The following is a 13,067-nucleotide window of genomic DNA, read 5'->3' on the forward strand; positions in this document are numbered from 1 at the left end:
TAACGTGTGAATAAATAAGGTAGTAGAAGTAAAATATGTTGGCCCTTTCAAATAATGTCTGGTTAGATCAAAATGAACTCGAGTTAACCGCTATTCGTGCACAAGGGGCGGGAGGACAAAATGTCAATAAAGTATCATCAGCGATTCATTTACGCTTTGATATTAAGGCATCGTCTTTACCTGATTTTTATAAAGAACGTTTATTAGCATTAAAAGATAAACGTATCACTAAAGAGGGAATTTTAGTTCTCAAGGCGCAACAGTATAGAACACAAGAGAAAAATCGTGAATCTGCACTTGAGCGTGTTGTTGAAGTAATTAAATCAGCAATGGTTATTCAAAAGGTTCGAAGAGAAACTAAACCATCAAAAAACTCCAAAAAAAGACGTTTAGCGGGTAAATCTCACCGCGGTAATGTTAAAGCACTCCGCGGCAAGGTCACTGACTAGTTAATATCGTTTAAGATATTTTCATTTTACGTCGTAAGCCGACTAAAGATAATGTCAGTAATGCAAAGTAGGATAAGCTACCGCCACCGCTACTATCACTTGAACTGCTCTCCTGATTAATCAGCGTATTTTTTACCGGAGATAGGCTTTCAGCCGTTGTTGTTGAACTATTTGAAATGGTAACAGCACGAATGGTTACAAAATTCTCATCTGCAGGTACAAAATTACTATTAGCACATTGCTCGTCGGTATAATCTGGCATTGGTATACTTTGACAAATGGGTAATTGGGCTATTTTATCGATATTATCCATACCTTCAATAACTTCACCAAACACCGTAAAACCACCATTTTGTATATCTAAGTTAGCGCTATTATCTTTATAATTAATATACCACTGACTGGTTGCGCTATTAGGACTGTTTCCTACTTTAGCCATCGCGACAGTTGCTCTAACATTTGAATACAAGGGTTCATTTTTTATAGAACTATCGACATCAATGGCCGTTAATGGAAAGTTTCCGTTAAATTCAAAGCCTCCCGCTTGCATAATAAAGTTAGGCACTAAACGATGAACAACAGTATTGTTGAAATCCCCGTCATTAATGTACTTTAAAAAATTTTCTACTGTTGTAGGCGTGGTTTGATCGTGTAAGTTAATTTTGAAATTCCCTTGAGAAGTTTCAAATTCAACAATTGTTGCATTACTCGATACTGATAATAGTGTCGCAATAGAAAATGCACCCGCTAGTACGAGTGACTTAGGAGAATTTTTATACATAGTAACCTTAAGTTTATTAGGGATAATAATAGTTGAATACAATGCTAGAGATACTAAAAGTATTAGTCTAAAACAACAAGAGCTTTTCTTACCTGTAAATTTGAGTTTGTGGTTGTAGCGTTTTTTTTCAGCATATCAATGAGGCTATAAAAGTGGTGAGAGCTGATAACGTATATCGTTATTAACGACATACGTTAAATAAATACCAGTATCATCAAAATTTAAATAAAAACAGTTGTCTGAATTTATCTAATGTAATTTAAGATCTGAGGCAAAAGTACTAGCAGTTCACAAATATTTAAAGTGAATGAAAAAAACGATTAGTGCGTGGTAAAAAGTTATTATTGTAATCTAGAGAAAAAGCGACTTGACTAGATCTACCAACAATTTCCTTCCTTGGCACTAAGCCAATTACCCGGGAATCTGCACTATTATCTCGGTTGTCGCCTAGAACTAGATACTGATCAGTAGGCACGATAACTTGGTTGAAGTTATCAAGTTGTGAAGCCAACTTACTGGTTCGAATAAAATGTGGTTGGCCATTTATCGTCTCAACCTTGTCGTGGTAATTGTTCGATGGAAAGTTTGTTGTTGATTCTTTTTTGTAGCTAATGACTTGGTTGTTTATAATTAATTTATTGTTTTTCATGGTAACAGTATCACCTGGAACACCAATTACACGTTTTACTAAACGTTTATCTGATACCACTGAATCAAAAATAATGATGTCATTGGTTTGTGGTTCAGAAAGTGCAACAAGAGAAATATGTGTGAAGGGTAAGCGAATATCATAAGCCATTTTATTAATAAAAATCCTATCGCCTTCAACAATTGTTGGTTTCATCGAACCAGTAGGTACGTCACTCCAGTCAGCGACAGCGCTACGAAAAACCAACATTAAACCAATAAAAATAAATAATAACTTATTTTCTTTCCATAGTTTTTTGAGACTATTTTTCATTATCTTTCCTTTTAAATATTGATGACACAGGTATAGTTATTGATAGAAAACCCTAGTTTATTATGACCATTATTTTTTGATTTGTTGCTTATGAAATGTAACGGATTATGACAACTTTACTGTTTGATAAGAATAGATCTCATGAATAATACGTTATTAATAGCTTTGTATCATTTTTAAAAAATAAATTTAGTTGGTCACTTTACTTACTAGTGTGAAACTTACTTAGTGCTCATATCACTATAGGTTTCGAGCTTAAACTATAGGTTTCGAGCTTAAACTATAAGTCGCTAAGGTCGAACAGATAAATTAAATGTTAACTGTAGAACAAATAAAAAATTATTATTTACTTGAGTTTTTTATTAACGCTAAGGAAAATTACTGTAGAATTTAGCTGTATTTGTAAAGTAACTAACCAAAACGATTATATTAATGACTAAAAAGATAAAAGTACCGTTAAAACATAAAAACGCTGAATCAGCTGAGATAACATTAGGTTTAACCGATCCTAAAAGCCCAAGTAATGTTGGTGCTGTAATGCGCGCAGCAGGATGTTATCAAGTTGATAGCGTACTCTACAGTGGTGTTAGGTATGCAAGAGCCGCGAAATTTCATACCGATACACAAAGTGCCAGTAAAAAAATACCTTTAATTGGTGTTGAATCTTTGGTGGAAAGTTTACCCGAAGGGAGCAGGCTAATATGTGTTGATTTAATTGAAGGAGCGGTGCCATTGCCGGCTTTCATTCATCCTAAAAATGCTATGTATGTGTTTGGCCCTGAAGATGGCACTATTAGTCAGGCTGTTATCGATAAAGCTGATGCTGTGGTATATATTCCAACGAATGGTTGTATGAATTTGGCAGCAACAGTAAATGTTTTGCTATATGACCGCTTAGCAAAGTCTGCAATAGCTATTGGTGACAATGAACTTATCCGAAAAAGTAGAGATACAAATAACACGGTAAAAGTGAAACAGTAAAATGGCTTGTTGATAGTGTTAATCTTACGGTTTGTTCATAAAACAAACAAAAGAATTAATAAAGTCGATAAAAAACTTGACTCTTTCTGCCAACGATATACAATGCACGCAGCTAGAAAGTACTACCTATATTTATGTACCAAGTTTCGAAGTTATGTTAGTAGCTCGTCCTGTTTAATAAGTCATAGCAACACTCTCAGCATCATCGTTTTAGCGGATTAAATTTATTTAATTGCTAGAAAAAAATTAAGATTAATTATATTAAACAAATAGGATACTATTATGTCTACAACTACTGGTACAGTAAAATGGTTCAACGAGTCTAAAGGTTTTGGTTTCATCGAGCAAGAATCTGGTCCTGACGTTTTCGCACATTTTTCTGCAATCTCTGGCGACGGTTTTAAAACTCTAGCTGAAGGCCAAAAAGTACAGTTTACTGTAACTCAAGGTCAGAAAGGTCCTCAAGCTGAGAACATTCAAGCTCTTTAATTTTGTATCTTGAGCTAACTTAGGTTACCTTATACAAATAAATTGCTAAAAAGGGTAAGACTTATGTCTCACCCTTTTTTTGTGGGAAAAATTTAGTTTCAACGTTTAAAACTTAAGATATGCTTTCAGCTTACCAAGCTCTATCTACTTCGAATAATTTTAAATACGATTATGCACAAGTTAATGCCGTTGCCAAACTTGATGATCTTTCTGAACAAATCTATCAACATGAGCGTAAATCTTGGCTTGCTAAACGACTGAAAAATCGTCTGCTATTCGTGGTATTTATCTTTATGGGAGAGTCGGTCGTGGTAAAACCATGCTTATGGATCTCTTCTTTCAAAATTTAGCCGTTACTGCTAAAAAACGTATTCATTTTCATCGTTTTATTGAAGAAGTACATCAACAATTAAATTTATGTACAGGACAAAGTGACCCATTAACGTTTATTGCTAAGCAATGGGCTAAAAAGATCAAAGTACTGTGTTTTGATGAGTTTTATGTTTCAGATATTGGTGACGCTATGTTGCTTTCTGGCTTATTTCAGGCGTTCTTTCAACAAGATATTATTTTAATCGCTACCTCTAATTGTCGACCCGAAGAACTTTATCGTAATGGGTTACAGCGTGAAAGATTTTTGCCAACCATCGATTTAATTAATCATTATTGCCAAGTGTTATCGGTTGATGGTGCTGCAGATCATCGCTTAGAGCATTATGATGAAACCGCAATTGCATATCGTGATTATACTTACCCATTAAATAACAAAACGCTTAGACAAAGGTTTTTAGATATTACGGGCATTGTGGGTACTTCAGGTAATATAACTGTTAACCACCGTAAAATCCCTTTTCAAGCGAAAACAGACACTATTATACTTTTTGATTTTTATGCACTATGTTCAGGCCCTAGAAGTCAGCGAGACTCCATTAGCCTAGCTGATCATTTTAAACTGGTATTGCTTGGCCAAGTTCCTCAATTTGACGGAGAGCGCATAACGTCTGTTATATCGGGTGTAGAAGATGACTATCAACGCGACGGTAAATTATTAAGCCAACTTTGCCATTTAGATGACGAAGCTCGGCGCTTTATTGCTGTTGTTGATGAATTTTATGATAGAAATATACGACTTATTATTAATACTGAAGTTGATATAATTGAGCTTTATCAAGGACAGCAATTAAGTTTTGAATTTGCTCGCTGCCAATCCCGTCTCATTGAAATGCAACAATTAGCATATTAACCAAAAATGTGTTTATTTCACTAATAATTAGTATTTAATTTTTAGTTTGTTTTATGGATTTATTATATCTTATTGAATTTTATTGGTTTTACTAGTTGGCACTAGTTTTGTAATGTCTATATTAAGTTAGGCATTATTTAATCGATAACAATCGAAGGGCATAATATGAAAACACTCATCGCAACATCACTTATATTGGCAAGCAGCACTACGTTCGCTTCCACCGCATCTTTTACAAATGACTCATGCAATGCAACAATATCTGGTGGTATTAAAATTACGCCAACCGCTATTGAATTCTCTAAAAGTAAACTGCCACTCTATAAAATTGTTGATAATGAACGATTATATGTCAATGGTGTTCAAGTTGACTTAACAGATAATCAGCAATCCTTGATTCATGATTATTCGTCTGGCATTAGGGCTGCAGTTCCACAAGTAAAAAGTGTTGCATTGGATGCTATCGATCTTGCGAATGACGGCATTAACTTAGCGTTTAATGAGTTACTAGGTCAAGATAATACGCTGAGTGCTGAAATTACTAGTCAACTTTCAGAAATACGTAAAGAAGTTGATCTGGGCTTAACCAGTGATAATGACATTTATTTTGATGAGGATGGTTTTTCAGGAGAAAACTTTTTCAACGAAGATTTTGAGCAACGTATTGAAAGTGCGATAGAAAAGACGGTGCAAAATTCGATTGGTAGTTTAATGATAGCGGTAGGTCAACAGATGCTTTTCTCTGGTGGCGATATGAACGCTTTTGAATCTCGTATGGAGGATTTCGGTGAAAAAATGGAAAACGAAATGGAATCTCGTGGTGAACAAATTAAAAAAAGTAGTAAAGTACTTTGTCAATCTGTTGTCGACATCGATGCACTTGAAGACAGGTTAACTAACGAAATAATAGTGTTAAAAGACTTTAATTTATTAACCACTACTGTTTCATCTAAAAACACTAAAGAACTTATGTAATGTTAACTAAATACGGATAAACTTCTCTAGCGCCGATTATAACATGGGCGCGTTATTCTCTAATTATTGACAATAAAAAACGAGTAAACAATTTGGTTACTCGTTTTTTGTCAATTGAACCACTGACTTAATTAACTGCCATTGGTCATTTGTGACTGCTCGTCAGCCCATGAAAGTGCTTGGTTGTAATCTCTAATGACTTTTTCTTTTTCTATACCTAACTTATTCATAACAACAATGGTTTTATCCCATTGTGCATGCTCAATGTACTCTAATAACTGGATTAATTCAGCCAATACACCTTTCTTAGTGAGTAAAGAGTCCTTTATCTCTTGTGCAAGTGGTAACTTTTCTAAAACAGTTTCAAGTTTTTCATCTAAAATGGCATCAATTAATGATAATAAGCCCGTTAAGAATGCAATCGATGAATCTATTGGAGCACTAATATCCTTTGAGAGAAGTTCACAAAATTTAGCACGAGCCATCGCTGAATTAATTAACTCTGAAGGTTTGTCAGGGTTAACATTTATAGCAAACATCAAACCTAAAAATCGTTTTAATTCTTGTGATCCTAGAGTTACAAGTGCTTGTTTTATTGTTGATATTTCATTGCGTCTGCGAAATGTTGCCGAGTTAACATATCTTAATAGTTTATAAGAAAGTGTTACATCGCGTTCAAACACAGAAGTAATACTGATTAAATCTAATTCGGGTTTTGATGTTTCATAAAGTAACTCAGCCATGGCAATCTGTGATGGAGAGAGACTTTTAGTTTTTATCATCTCAGGCTTAGCAAAGAAAAAACCTTGGAATAGTTCAAAGCCTAATTCTAGTGCTTGATTATACTCGTCGTAAGTTTCAACTTTTTCTGCAAGCAACTTAATATCAGGGAAATTAGCAATCGCTTGTTTAACTTCTTTAATTTCTTCAATAGTGGATATTTTCCAATCTATTTTTATTATTTTGATATAAGGGAAAAAATGTATCCATACTTTTTGATGTTCATAATCATCGAGCGCTAATGTATAACCTTGTTCATAAAGGTCTTTGCAAATAGCTAATAACTTTTTACCCGGTTTAACCGTTTCAAGAATTTCAACGACGACTTCATCGGTGGTCAGCATATTTGCGTAACCAAGACTCAATGTTTCAAGGGTAAAATTGATAAAGGCGGGCTTATTACCAGTAAACTCTCCTATACCTAAGTTAAATTTACTTGCTTCAATCATTTTTGTGGTGGCTTCATCGCCATCAATATCAGGAAAAACGTTGTCAATGCTGTCTCTAAATAGTAATTCATAGGCAAAAAGATTTTTGTCTTTATCTAGAATGGGTTGCCTGGCGGCATAAAAATACATAAAAATTCCTGATATTTTCGTAACTATATTGAATATATTGGAAAAAGGATAAATTAGCATCAACTATTTTTATATATTAGTTGCTGGCATAAAAATATTACATGGATAATACCTTTAATATAGTTGAAAAAAATAAAAGTATAGTAATAGCAAAATATCTAGTCATACTAGCTTAATCCATTTTTTGCTTAGTAACAGAATTTTTTAACATTTTTTTTACTTAGTAAAAATATAATAATACTTTCGGAGGTTAATTTGGCATTTGGTACATTATTTTCTTTAGGTTTATATTTTATTGTGATGATCGGTATAGGTTTATATGCCTTTAAAAAATCGACCAGTGACGCAGCAGGTTATATGCTAGGAGGGCGCAATCTAAGTCCTTCAGTGACGGCTCTTTCCGCTGGGGCTTCTGACATGAGTGGTTGGATGCTAATGGGCATACCAGGTGCTATGTATGTGACAGGTTTAAGCAGTATTTGGATCGCCGTAGGTTTAGTGATTGGTGCTTATTTTAATTATTTAATTGTTGCGCCTCGTTTGAGAACTTATACTGAAGTAGCAAATGATTCGATAACTTTACCTGATTTCTTTGAGAACCGTTTTAATGATAAGCGCCATTTGCTACGCGTAGTTTCATCAATTGTTATTATTGTCTTTTTCACGCTTTATACTTCATCAGGTATTGTTGCTGGTGGTAAATTGTTTGAAAGCTCTTTCGGATTAGATTATGAAGTTGGGCTCTACGTTACCGCAGGTGTTGTTGTACTTTATACTATGTTTGGTGGTTTTTTAGCCGTAAGCTTAACCGATTTTGTGCAAGGGTGTATTATGTTCGTAGCACTTGTGCTGGTACCTTTTGTGGTCATAAGCGACATTGGTGGCGTACAAGCAATGAATGATGTAATTCATTCTATTGATGCTGAAAAGTTTAATATGTTTAACGGTGTTAGCGCGCTGGCGATTATTTCAGCGATGGCTTGGGGCTTAGGTTATTTTGGCCAGCCACATATCATCGTGCGCTTTATGGCAATTCGGTCAGTTAAAGATTTACCTGCTGCTCGTCGTATTGGTATGACTTGGATGATCGTTTCTATTTGTGGTGCTATGGCAACTGGTTTTGCTGGTATTGCTTATGTGGCGAAAACGGGCACAGAATTAACCGATCCAGAAACTATTTTTGTTTTATTTTCTCAGGTCTTATTTCACCCTCTCATTTCTGGCTTTTTATTAGCGGCTATTTTAGCTGCAATAATGAGCACCATTTCTTCTCAATTATTAGTGACATCAAGCTCATTAACCGGTGACTTTTATCAAGCGTTTCTAAATAAAGACGCTACTGATAAACAGCTTGTTTTTGTTGGCCGTTTATCCGTACTTCTAGTTGCTATTGTTGCGATATCTTTAGCTTATGACCGAAATAGCTCTATTTTAAGTTTGGTTAGTAATGCTTGGGCAGGATTTGGCGCCGCATTTGGACCACTAGTTATCTTTAGTCTCTACTGGAAAAAAATGAACAAACAAGGCGCTTTAGCAGGAATGTTAACAGGCGCTATAACCGTTCTTATTTGGATTTATGCCCCGATAACTGTCGGTGGCGAACTATTGAGTTCAGTGATGTATGAAATTGTTCCTGGCTTTATACTTTCAACAATAGCGATTGTTGTGGTGAGTAACTTTACTGCGGCACCTGATGAATCTGTTGAAAAAATGTTTGATGACATGATAGAGCAGCACAATATCGATTAATGGTATTGTAAACTCTCTCAAATAAAGCCCGTTATTGATATTCAATAACGGGCTTTTTATGTTCAGGATGAACGGTATAGCGTGGTGCCAAGGATGGCAATGAACGTATATGTTCAGGATGAACGGTCATGATTTTTGTTCCTGACAAATCATAAGTACCTCCATCCATGGAGGCAATAGCGTGGTGCTAAGGATGGCAATGAATGTATATGTTCAGGATGAACGGTCATGATTTTTGTTCCTGACAAATCATAAGTACCTCCATCCACGGAGGCAATAGTGTGGTGCCAAGGATGGCAATGAATGTATATGTTATTTTAATCTCTATTTTATTGAGGTCAGTACTAGATACTGAAACTAGTTCAGCATGACGATTTTGACTTCTATTGTTTGAGAGGTTTGTACTAGATACTGAAACGAGTTCAGCATGACGACTATGGTATCTGTGGTTTGAGAGGTGTGTACTAGATACTGAAACTGGTTCAGTATGACGACTATGGCTTCTGTGGTTTGAGAGGTGTGTACTAGATACTGAATCTGGTTCAGCTTGACGATTATGCTATCTGTGGTTTGAGAGGTGTGTACTCGATACTGAAAAGAGTTCAGTATAGGGGGTGTGGTATTAAGATGATGGTTTTAGTGCAAAAGGAATTAGGCTTTGATAAGAGGGGATTAAGAACTTCGTCGCCATGGTTTCATGTACGACGAAGTTAACAGTAAAATATTATTTTTATGACTTAAATAGACCAGCTAATATTTTTATCAATCGCTGTTTGCCACTGTGTCAGCGATTCACTTTTGTCAGCAACGACAATAATATTATTGTTTTTAAAGTGTTGGGATTTTCCTATTAATTTCTCTGTTGAAAAATCAGCGGTAAATTTAAGCTCTTCATTATTTGGAACAATAAAAACAGTGACCATGCTTGTTGTACCTTGAAAAACTAAGTGTAGGCTTTTCATGCCATCAAACCGGCAATAATTAGCAAACATTAATTTGCCTATGCTATCAGTAAAACTGGCATTAAACGTCGCCATTTTATCGTTAAGAGAGGCTAAGCTAACATTTGCAGTTGAAGTGTTAGAAAAATGTCCTTCTTCATGGGCAATATGAGCTATCGCGTAATCCCCTAGGTTGTTATAGGCATTAGAAAACTGCATAAAATTAATCGTTAAACCCATCACAAAGGCAACAGACGCAGCTAAAGCTAAACGAACACGACTTTTACGTTTTTGTTCCTGATGACTGGCCATGGTTTGACGTAAAATAAGTTTATCGCTTAAGCCTACAGGTACTTCAATATTTAACGCTTGAAAGAGTTTACTGTCTAAACTTTCAAGTTCTTGTGTAAAATTTTGCTTGGCAGGATCACTATGAATTGCAGCAAGCATATCTTTATCACGTGTATTTGGATCTGCATAAATACGACGTCTAAATTGCAAATCATCCATTGTACTGACCTCTAACTTTGGGAGTATTATCTAAAGCTTCTTTTAATTGATTACGCGCTCTAAACAACCTTGTCATCACGGTATTCTTATTTAAATCGAGCTGTTTAGCTATTTCTTCACCTGAAAATCCACCAATAATTTGTAATACTAATGGCTCACGGTATTCTTCTGGCATTTGTGCTATTTTTTCACGAAGCCAATAGTTTTCAATTTCTTGTTCGCTACTTGTTGATTTAGTATCGGTAACAGTGGCTTCTTCATATTCACTCATATCAAATCGTTTACGTTCGAAACGACGAGAATTTTCTCGTCGTAAAATTGTGATCAGCCATGACTTAGCCGCTTTTTCATCTTTTAATGAATCTAAAGCTCGCCATGCCCGTAAAAATGTCTCTTGCACTAAGTCTTCAGCCACATGTTTGTCGTGACATAGCCAATAAGCATAACGGAATAAATCGCCATGCAAAGCTTTAACTAGTGCTTCATATCTAACTTGTTTTGTTGCCATGTTGTAAGAGACCTGAGCTGACATTATTTTATTTCGCTTTTAAAAATATATTTCATTTTTATCTTGGATTCAGAGTTAAAACCTTAGCTTTATTTGCTTTTAATCCTTGCTTATTAATAGCTTGAATTAAGCTTGTTAAGGCCTTTCCTTGCCAAGTTTTTTGCTCTTTCCCATAATAACATTGCTGTAACAACTCAATTTCGTCCTGAAATTTATTATCATTAATCTCGATTAACGCATCATCAAGTGTTGATGTTATTTTGTTACCTGCTTTTGCTTGTAAGGTATTTATCCATGGCGATATTAAAGCAAGCACTTCTAAACCCTGATTTTTTTTACAGGCGGCTAATAAAGATAAGTAAGGATTATTATTTCTATTATCAATCTTTGTTGGTTTTACTGCTAATGGTCTAGAGCGTTTTGCACTGATAAACCACGCTAAAGCAGTAAGTAGCCATAAGGTTAAAAATAGCCATTGCAGCCAGGATGCCTGAGTAACAACAATTGTTTCCGTTGGAATAAGTACTTTGTTTTGCTGATTTTTCATGACAGCTGGAGCTGAGTTAAGCTCGCTATTAGGTAAAACTGTAATTTTTTGAGCAGCAATTGTAGCGACTTGATAACGGTTAGTGACGGTGTTCCACCAAGGAACACTTATCTCCGGTAGTTGATATTCGCCTGGCTTACTGGCAACAATGGCAAAATTTCTAACTTTTTGGCTAACCAAATGGCCACTGCTCATGCCTGTATGTAATTGAGCTTGGTCTGGGTAGACTTTCAGGCCTTTGGGCACTGTCATCTCTAAAAGTGGCAATTGTTCTTCGGATAAACCTGCTGCAGTTAAGGTAATGGTGCGCGTAATAGGCTCGCCTACTTTGAATGTTGCTAAATCAGGTTGCCAGTCTTGATGAATAGCAAGTAAATTACTCGGTAACCAAGTGCCTTGAAATGTTTCAGGGATAGGACGAACTAATAGTTGAATTTCATCGCCAATGACACTAACAGGTTTAGTTTCTGAAAAGCTAAACATGTTATTTCTTCGCGTTGATGGCACTAAAATTTCGCCAGAAAATAGCGGTGACTTTAACGTAAATTCACCGCTATTTTTAGGACTTATTGCATAGGTTCTTTCAATAACTCGATAGCGACGACCATTAATAATAGTATCTTCTTCTTTATCTTTTCCAATTTGAGTAATGCTGGCGCTTTCTAACGTTGGTTCGCTTAAGCTGCCACGTTTTAATTCTGCAGCAAAGTGTAGCTTAACGGTTAAGGTTAATTGTTGTTGAACATAGACTTTTTTGGTCGATATTTCAGTGGTAATGAAGATGTCTTGTTGTTTGTCAGCAAGCGGATCATTTTCAGCTAATATCTGTACTTTTATGGCTTGAGAGTTTATGCCCGCAATGGTGAAAGGAGGAATAATAAAATCACCTGCTGATTTACCTATTAGCAAAGTACTCCAGGTTGTCGTTTGTGTTGTTTTAAAATTAATCATACTAGTTTGCGAACTCACCGATGTTCTACCAACGACAAAGTCTTTTAATAACGCGGAGGTATTTAAAGCGTTGGTGTCGACATCGTCATCTATGGTGATTTTTAAAATAAAGGACTCATTAACCACGATAGGATTTTTATCAATAGTTGCACTAATTTGAGTTGCCGCAAGCGCATTAGTGGTAAAAAGCGTATTACTGAGCAAAATAGTTAGTAGGGCTATTATTGTTTGGGTCATTATTTTTACCATTGTTTTTTTCCTTTTGCGCGACTACTTCGACTATTACGGCGCTTTTGATATTCGAGCTGCATTTTGTTTCTCAGTAACATATAGGGATCATCAGTTACTTTGTTGAGTAATTGTTGGTGTTTTTGTTCGGTCTCTTCTGCTAATTGTTCGGCGGCACGAAGCTGAGCAGGTGTTTGCTCGGGTTGGCTTGGGTCGTCTTCTTTACCTTCCTCTTCTTTAGCTTGTCTTTCTTGCTCGGCTTTATCTTTTTGTTCTTGCTGAGACTTTTCTTGTTCGGTCTGCTCTTTGTCAGTTGCTTCTTTTTGATCATCTTGTTGCTCAGATTCATTTGGCTGAGCTTGATCTTCACTGTCTTTCTGTTCTTGATCTTTCCCC

The 13,067-nt window shown here is 35.6% G+C and carries 12 protein-coding genes and 1 pseudogene; 6 read left to right on the forward strand and 7 right to left on the reverse strand.

Annotation, left to right across the window (positions count from 1 at the left end):
- The first annotated feature begins 35 nt into the window (after nt 1–35).
- Nucleotides 36–449, forward strand: coding sequence for an alternative ribosome rescue aminoacyl-tRNA hydrolase ArfB (gene arfB / locus H4J67_RS16760; protein WP_070376061.1), 414 nt, complete (start codon nt 36–38; stop codon nt 447–449).
- Nucleotides 450–459: 10 nt separating this feature from the next.
- Here arfB and H4J67_RS16765 read toward each other — a convergent pair whose 3' ends face one another.
- Together H4J67_RS16765 and lepB are read right to left on the reverse strand one after the other, a co-directional pair.
- A complete protein-coding gene (locus tag H4J67_RS16765) occupies nt 460–1,230 on the reverse strand; it encodes a peptidylprolyl isomerase (protein ID WP_182204398.1) in 771 nt (256 codons plus the stop codon).
- A gap of 298 nt (nt 1,231–1,528) precedes the next feature.
- A complete protein-coding gene (gene lepB / locus H4J67_RS16770) occupies nt 1,529–2,191 on the reverse strand; it encodes a signal peptidase I (RefSeq protein WP_182171085.1) in 663 nt (220 codons plus the stop codon).
- A 432-nt stretch (nt 2,192–2,623) separates the two neighbouring features.
- On the opposite strand from lepB, the gene H4J67_RS16775 reads away from it, so the two are divergent.
- The 4 genes from H4J67_RS16775 (at nt 2,624) to H4J67_RS16790 (ending at nt 5,879) form a co-directional block, all read left to right on the forward strand.
- Nucleotides 2,624–3,172 carry an RNA methyltransferase gene (locus tag H4J67_RS16775; protein WP_182171088.1) on the forward strand — a complete coding sequence of 183 codons (549 nt, stop codon included), beginning with the start codon at nt 2,624–2,626 and terminating at the stop codon, nt 3,170–3,172.
- Between the two features lie 282 nt (nt 3,173–3,454).
- On the forward strand, nt 3,455–3,661 hold the full coding sequence (locus tag H4J67_RS16780; RefSeq protein WP_070376065.1) for a cold-shock protein: 207 nt from the start codon (nt 3,455–3,457) through the stop codon (nt 3,659–3,661).
- Nucleotides 3,662–3,980: 319 nt separating this feature from the next.
- Entirely contained in the window at nt 3,981–4,904 is a 924-nt protein-coding gene (gene zapE / locus H4J67_RS16785; RefSeq protein WP_259368650.1) for a cell division protein ZapE, read from the forward strand.
- Nucleotides 4,905–5,069: 165 nt separating this feature from the next.
- The gene (locus H4J67_RS16790) at nt 5,070–5,879 is read left to right on the forward strand and encodes a DUF2884 family protein (RefSeq protein ID WP_182171091.1); all 810 of its coding nucleotides are present in this window, start codon (nt 5,070–5,072) and stop codon (nt 5,877–5,879) included.
- A 131-nt stretch (nt 5,880–6,010) separates the two neighbouring features.
- On the opposite strand, the gene H4J67_RS16795 is transcribed toward H4J67_RS16790, so the two are convergent.
- Nucleotides 6,011–7,237: an EAL and HDOD domain-containing protein gene (locus tag H4J67_RS16795; RefSeq protein WP_182171094.1), complete on the reverse strand. Its 1,227-nt coding sequence runs from the start codon at nt 7,235–7,237 to the stop codon at nt 6,011–6,013.
- 255 nt (nt 7,238–7,492) lie between these two features.
- Between H4J67_RS16795 and putP the strand changes: the two genes are divergently transcribed.
- Nucleotides 7,493–8,986: a sodium/proline symporter PutP gene (putP, locus tag H4J67_RS16800; RefSeq protein WP_182171097.1), complete on the forward strand. Its 1,494-nt coding sequence runs from the start codon at nt 7,493–7,495 to the stop codon at nt 8,984–8,986.
- Nucleotides 8,987–9,723: 737 nt separating this feature from the next.
- Here the strand turns inward: putP and H4J67_RS16805 are convergent.
- The 4 genes and pseudogenes from H4J67_RS16805 to H4J67_RS16820 all read right to left on the reverse strand — a co-directional run.
- On the reverse strand, nt 9,724–10,437 hold the full coding sequence (locus H4J67_RS16805; protein ID WP_182171100.1) for a DUF3379 family protein: 714 nt from the start codon (nt 10,435–10,437) through the stop codon (nt 9,724–9,726).
- A complete protein-coding gene (locus H4J67_RS16810) occupies nt 10,430–10,945 on the reverse strand; it encodes a sigma-70 family RNA polymerase sigma factor (RefSeq protein ID WP_310650621.1) in 516 nt (171 codons plus the stop codon). The genes H4J67_RS16805 and H4J67_RS16810 overlap by 8 nt, the downstream gene beginning before the upstream one ends.
- Nucleotides 10,946–11,003: 58 nt before the next feature.
- Nucleotides 11,004–12,680: a BatD family protein gene (locus H4J67_RS16815; RefSeq protein ID WP_182171106.1), complete on the reverse strand. Its 1,677-nt coding sequence runs from the start codon at nt 12,678–12,680 to the stop codon at nt 11,004–11,006.
- A gap of 5 nt (nt 12,681–12,685) precedes the next feature.
- Nucleotides 12,686–13,067, reverse strand: a pseudogene (locus H4J67_RS16820) (hypothetical protein); the annotation flags it as partial.

It is taken from the genome of Colwellia sp. BRX10-4 (assembly GCF_014077465.1).
Lineage (GTDB): Bacteria > Pseudomonadota > Gammaproteobacteria > Enterobacterales > Alteromonadaceae > Colwellia_A.

What these genes read in the sequence shown, in the direction of transcription:
- arfB (WP_070376061.1), top strand. Translation starts at nt 36, where the DNA reads ATGTTGGCCCTTTCAAATAATGTCTGGTTAGATCAAAATGAACTCGAG.
- H4J67_RS16765 (WP_182204398.1), bottom strand. Translation starts at nt 1,230, where the DNA reads ATGTATAAAAATTCTCCTAAGTCACTCGTACTAGCGGGTGCATTTTCT.
- lepB (WP_182171085.1), bottom strand. Translation starts at nt 2,191, where the DNA reads ATGAAAAATAGTCTCAAAAAACTATGGAAAGAAAATAAGTTATTATTT.
- H4J67_RS16775 (WP_182171088.1), top strand. Translation starts at nt 2,624, where the DNA reads ATGACTAAAAAGATAAAAGTACCGTTAAAACATAAAAACGCTGAATCA.
- H4J67_RS16780 (WP_070376065.1), top strand. Translation starts at nt 3,455, where the DNA reads ATGTCTACAACTACTGGTACAGTAAAATGGTTCAACGAGTCTAAAGGT.
- zapE (WP_259368650.1), top strand. Translation starts at nt 3,981, where the DNA reads ATGCTTATGGATCTCTTCTTTCAAAATTTAGCCGTTACTGCTAAAAAA.
- H4J67_RS16790 (WP_182171091.1), top strand. Translation starts at nt 5,070, where the DNA reads ATGAAAACACTCATCGCAACATCACTTATATTGGCAAGCAGCACTACG.
- H4J67_RS16795 (WP_182171094.1), bottom strand. Translation starts at nt 7,237, where the DNA reads ATGTATTTTTATGCCGCCAGGCAACCCATTCTAGATAAAGACAAAAAT.
- H4J67_RS16805 (WP_182171100.1), bottom strand. Translation starts at nt 10,437, where the DNA reads ATGGATGATTTGCAATTTAGACGTCGTATTTATGCAGATCCAAATACA.
- H4J67_RS16810 (WP_310650621.1), bottom strand. Translation starts at nt 10,945, where the DNA reads ATGGCAACAAAACAAGTTAGATATGAAGCACTAGTTAAAGCTTTGCAT.
- H4J67_RS16815 (WP_182171106.1), bottom strand. Translation starts at nt 12,680, where the DNA reads ATGACCCAAACAATAATAGCCCTACTAACTATTTTGCTCAGTAATACG.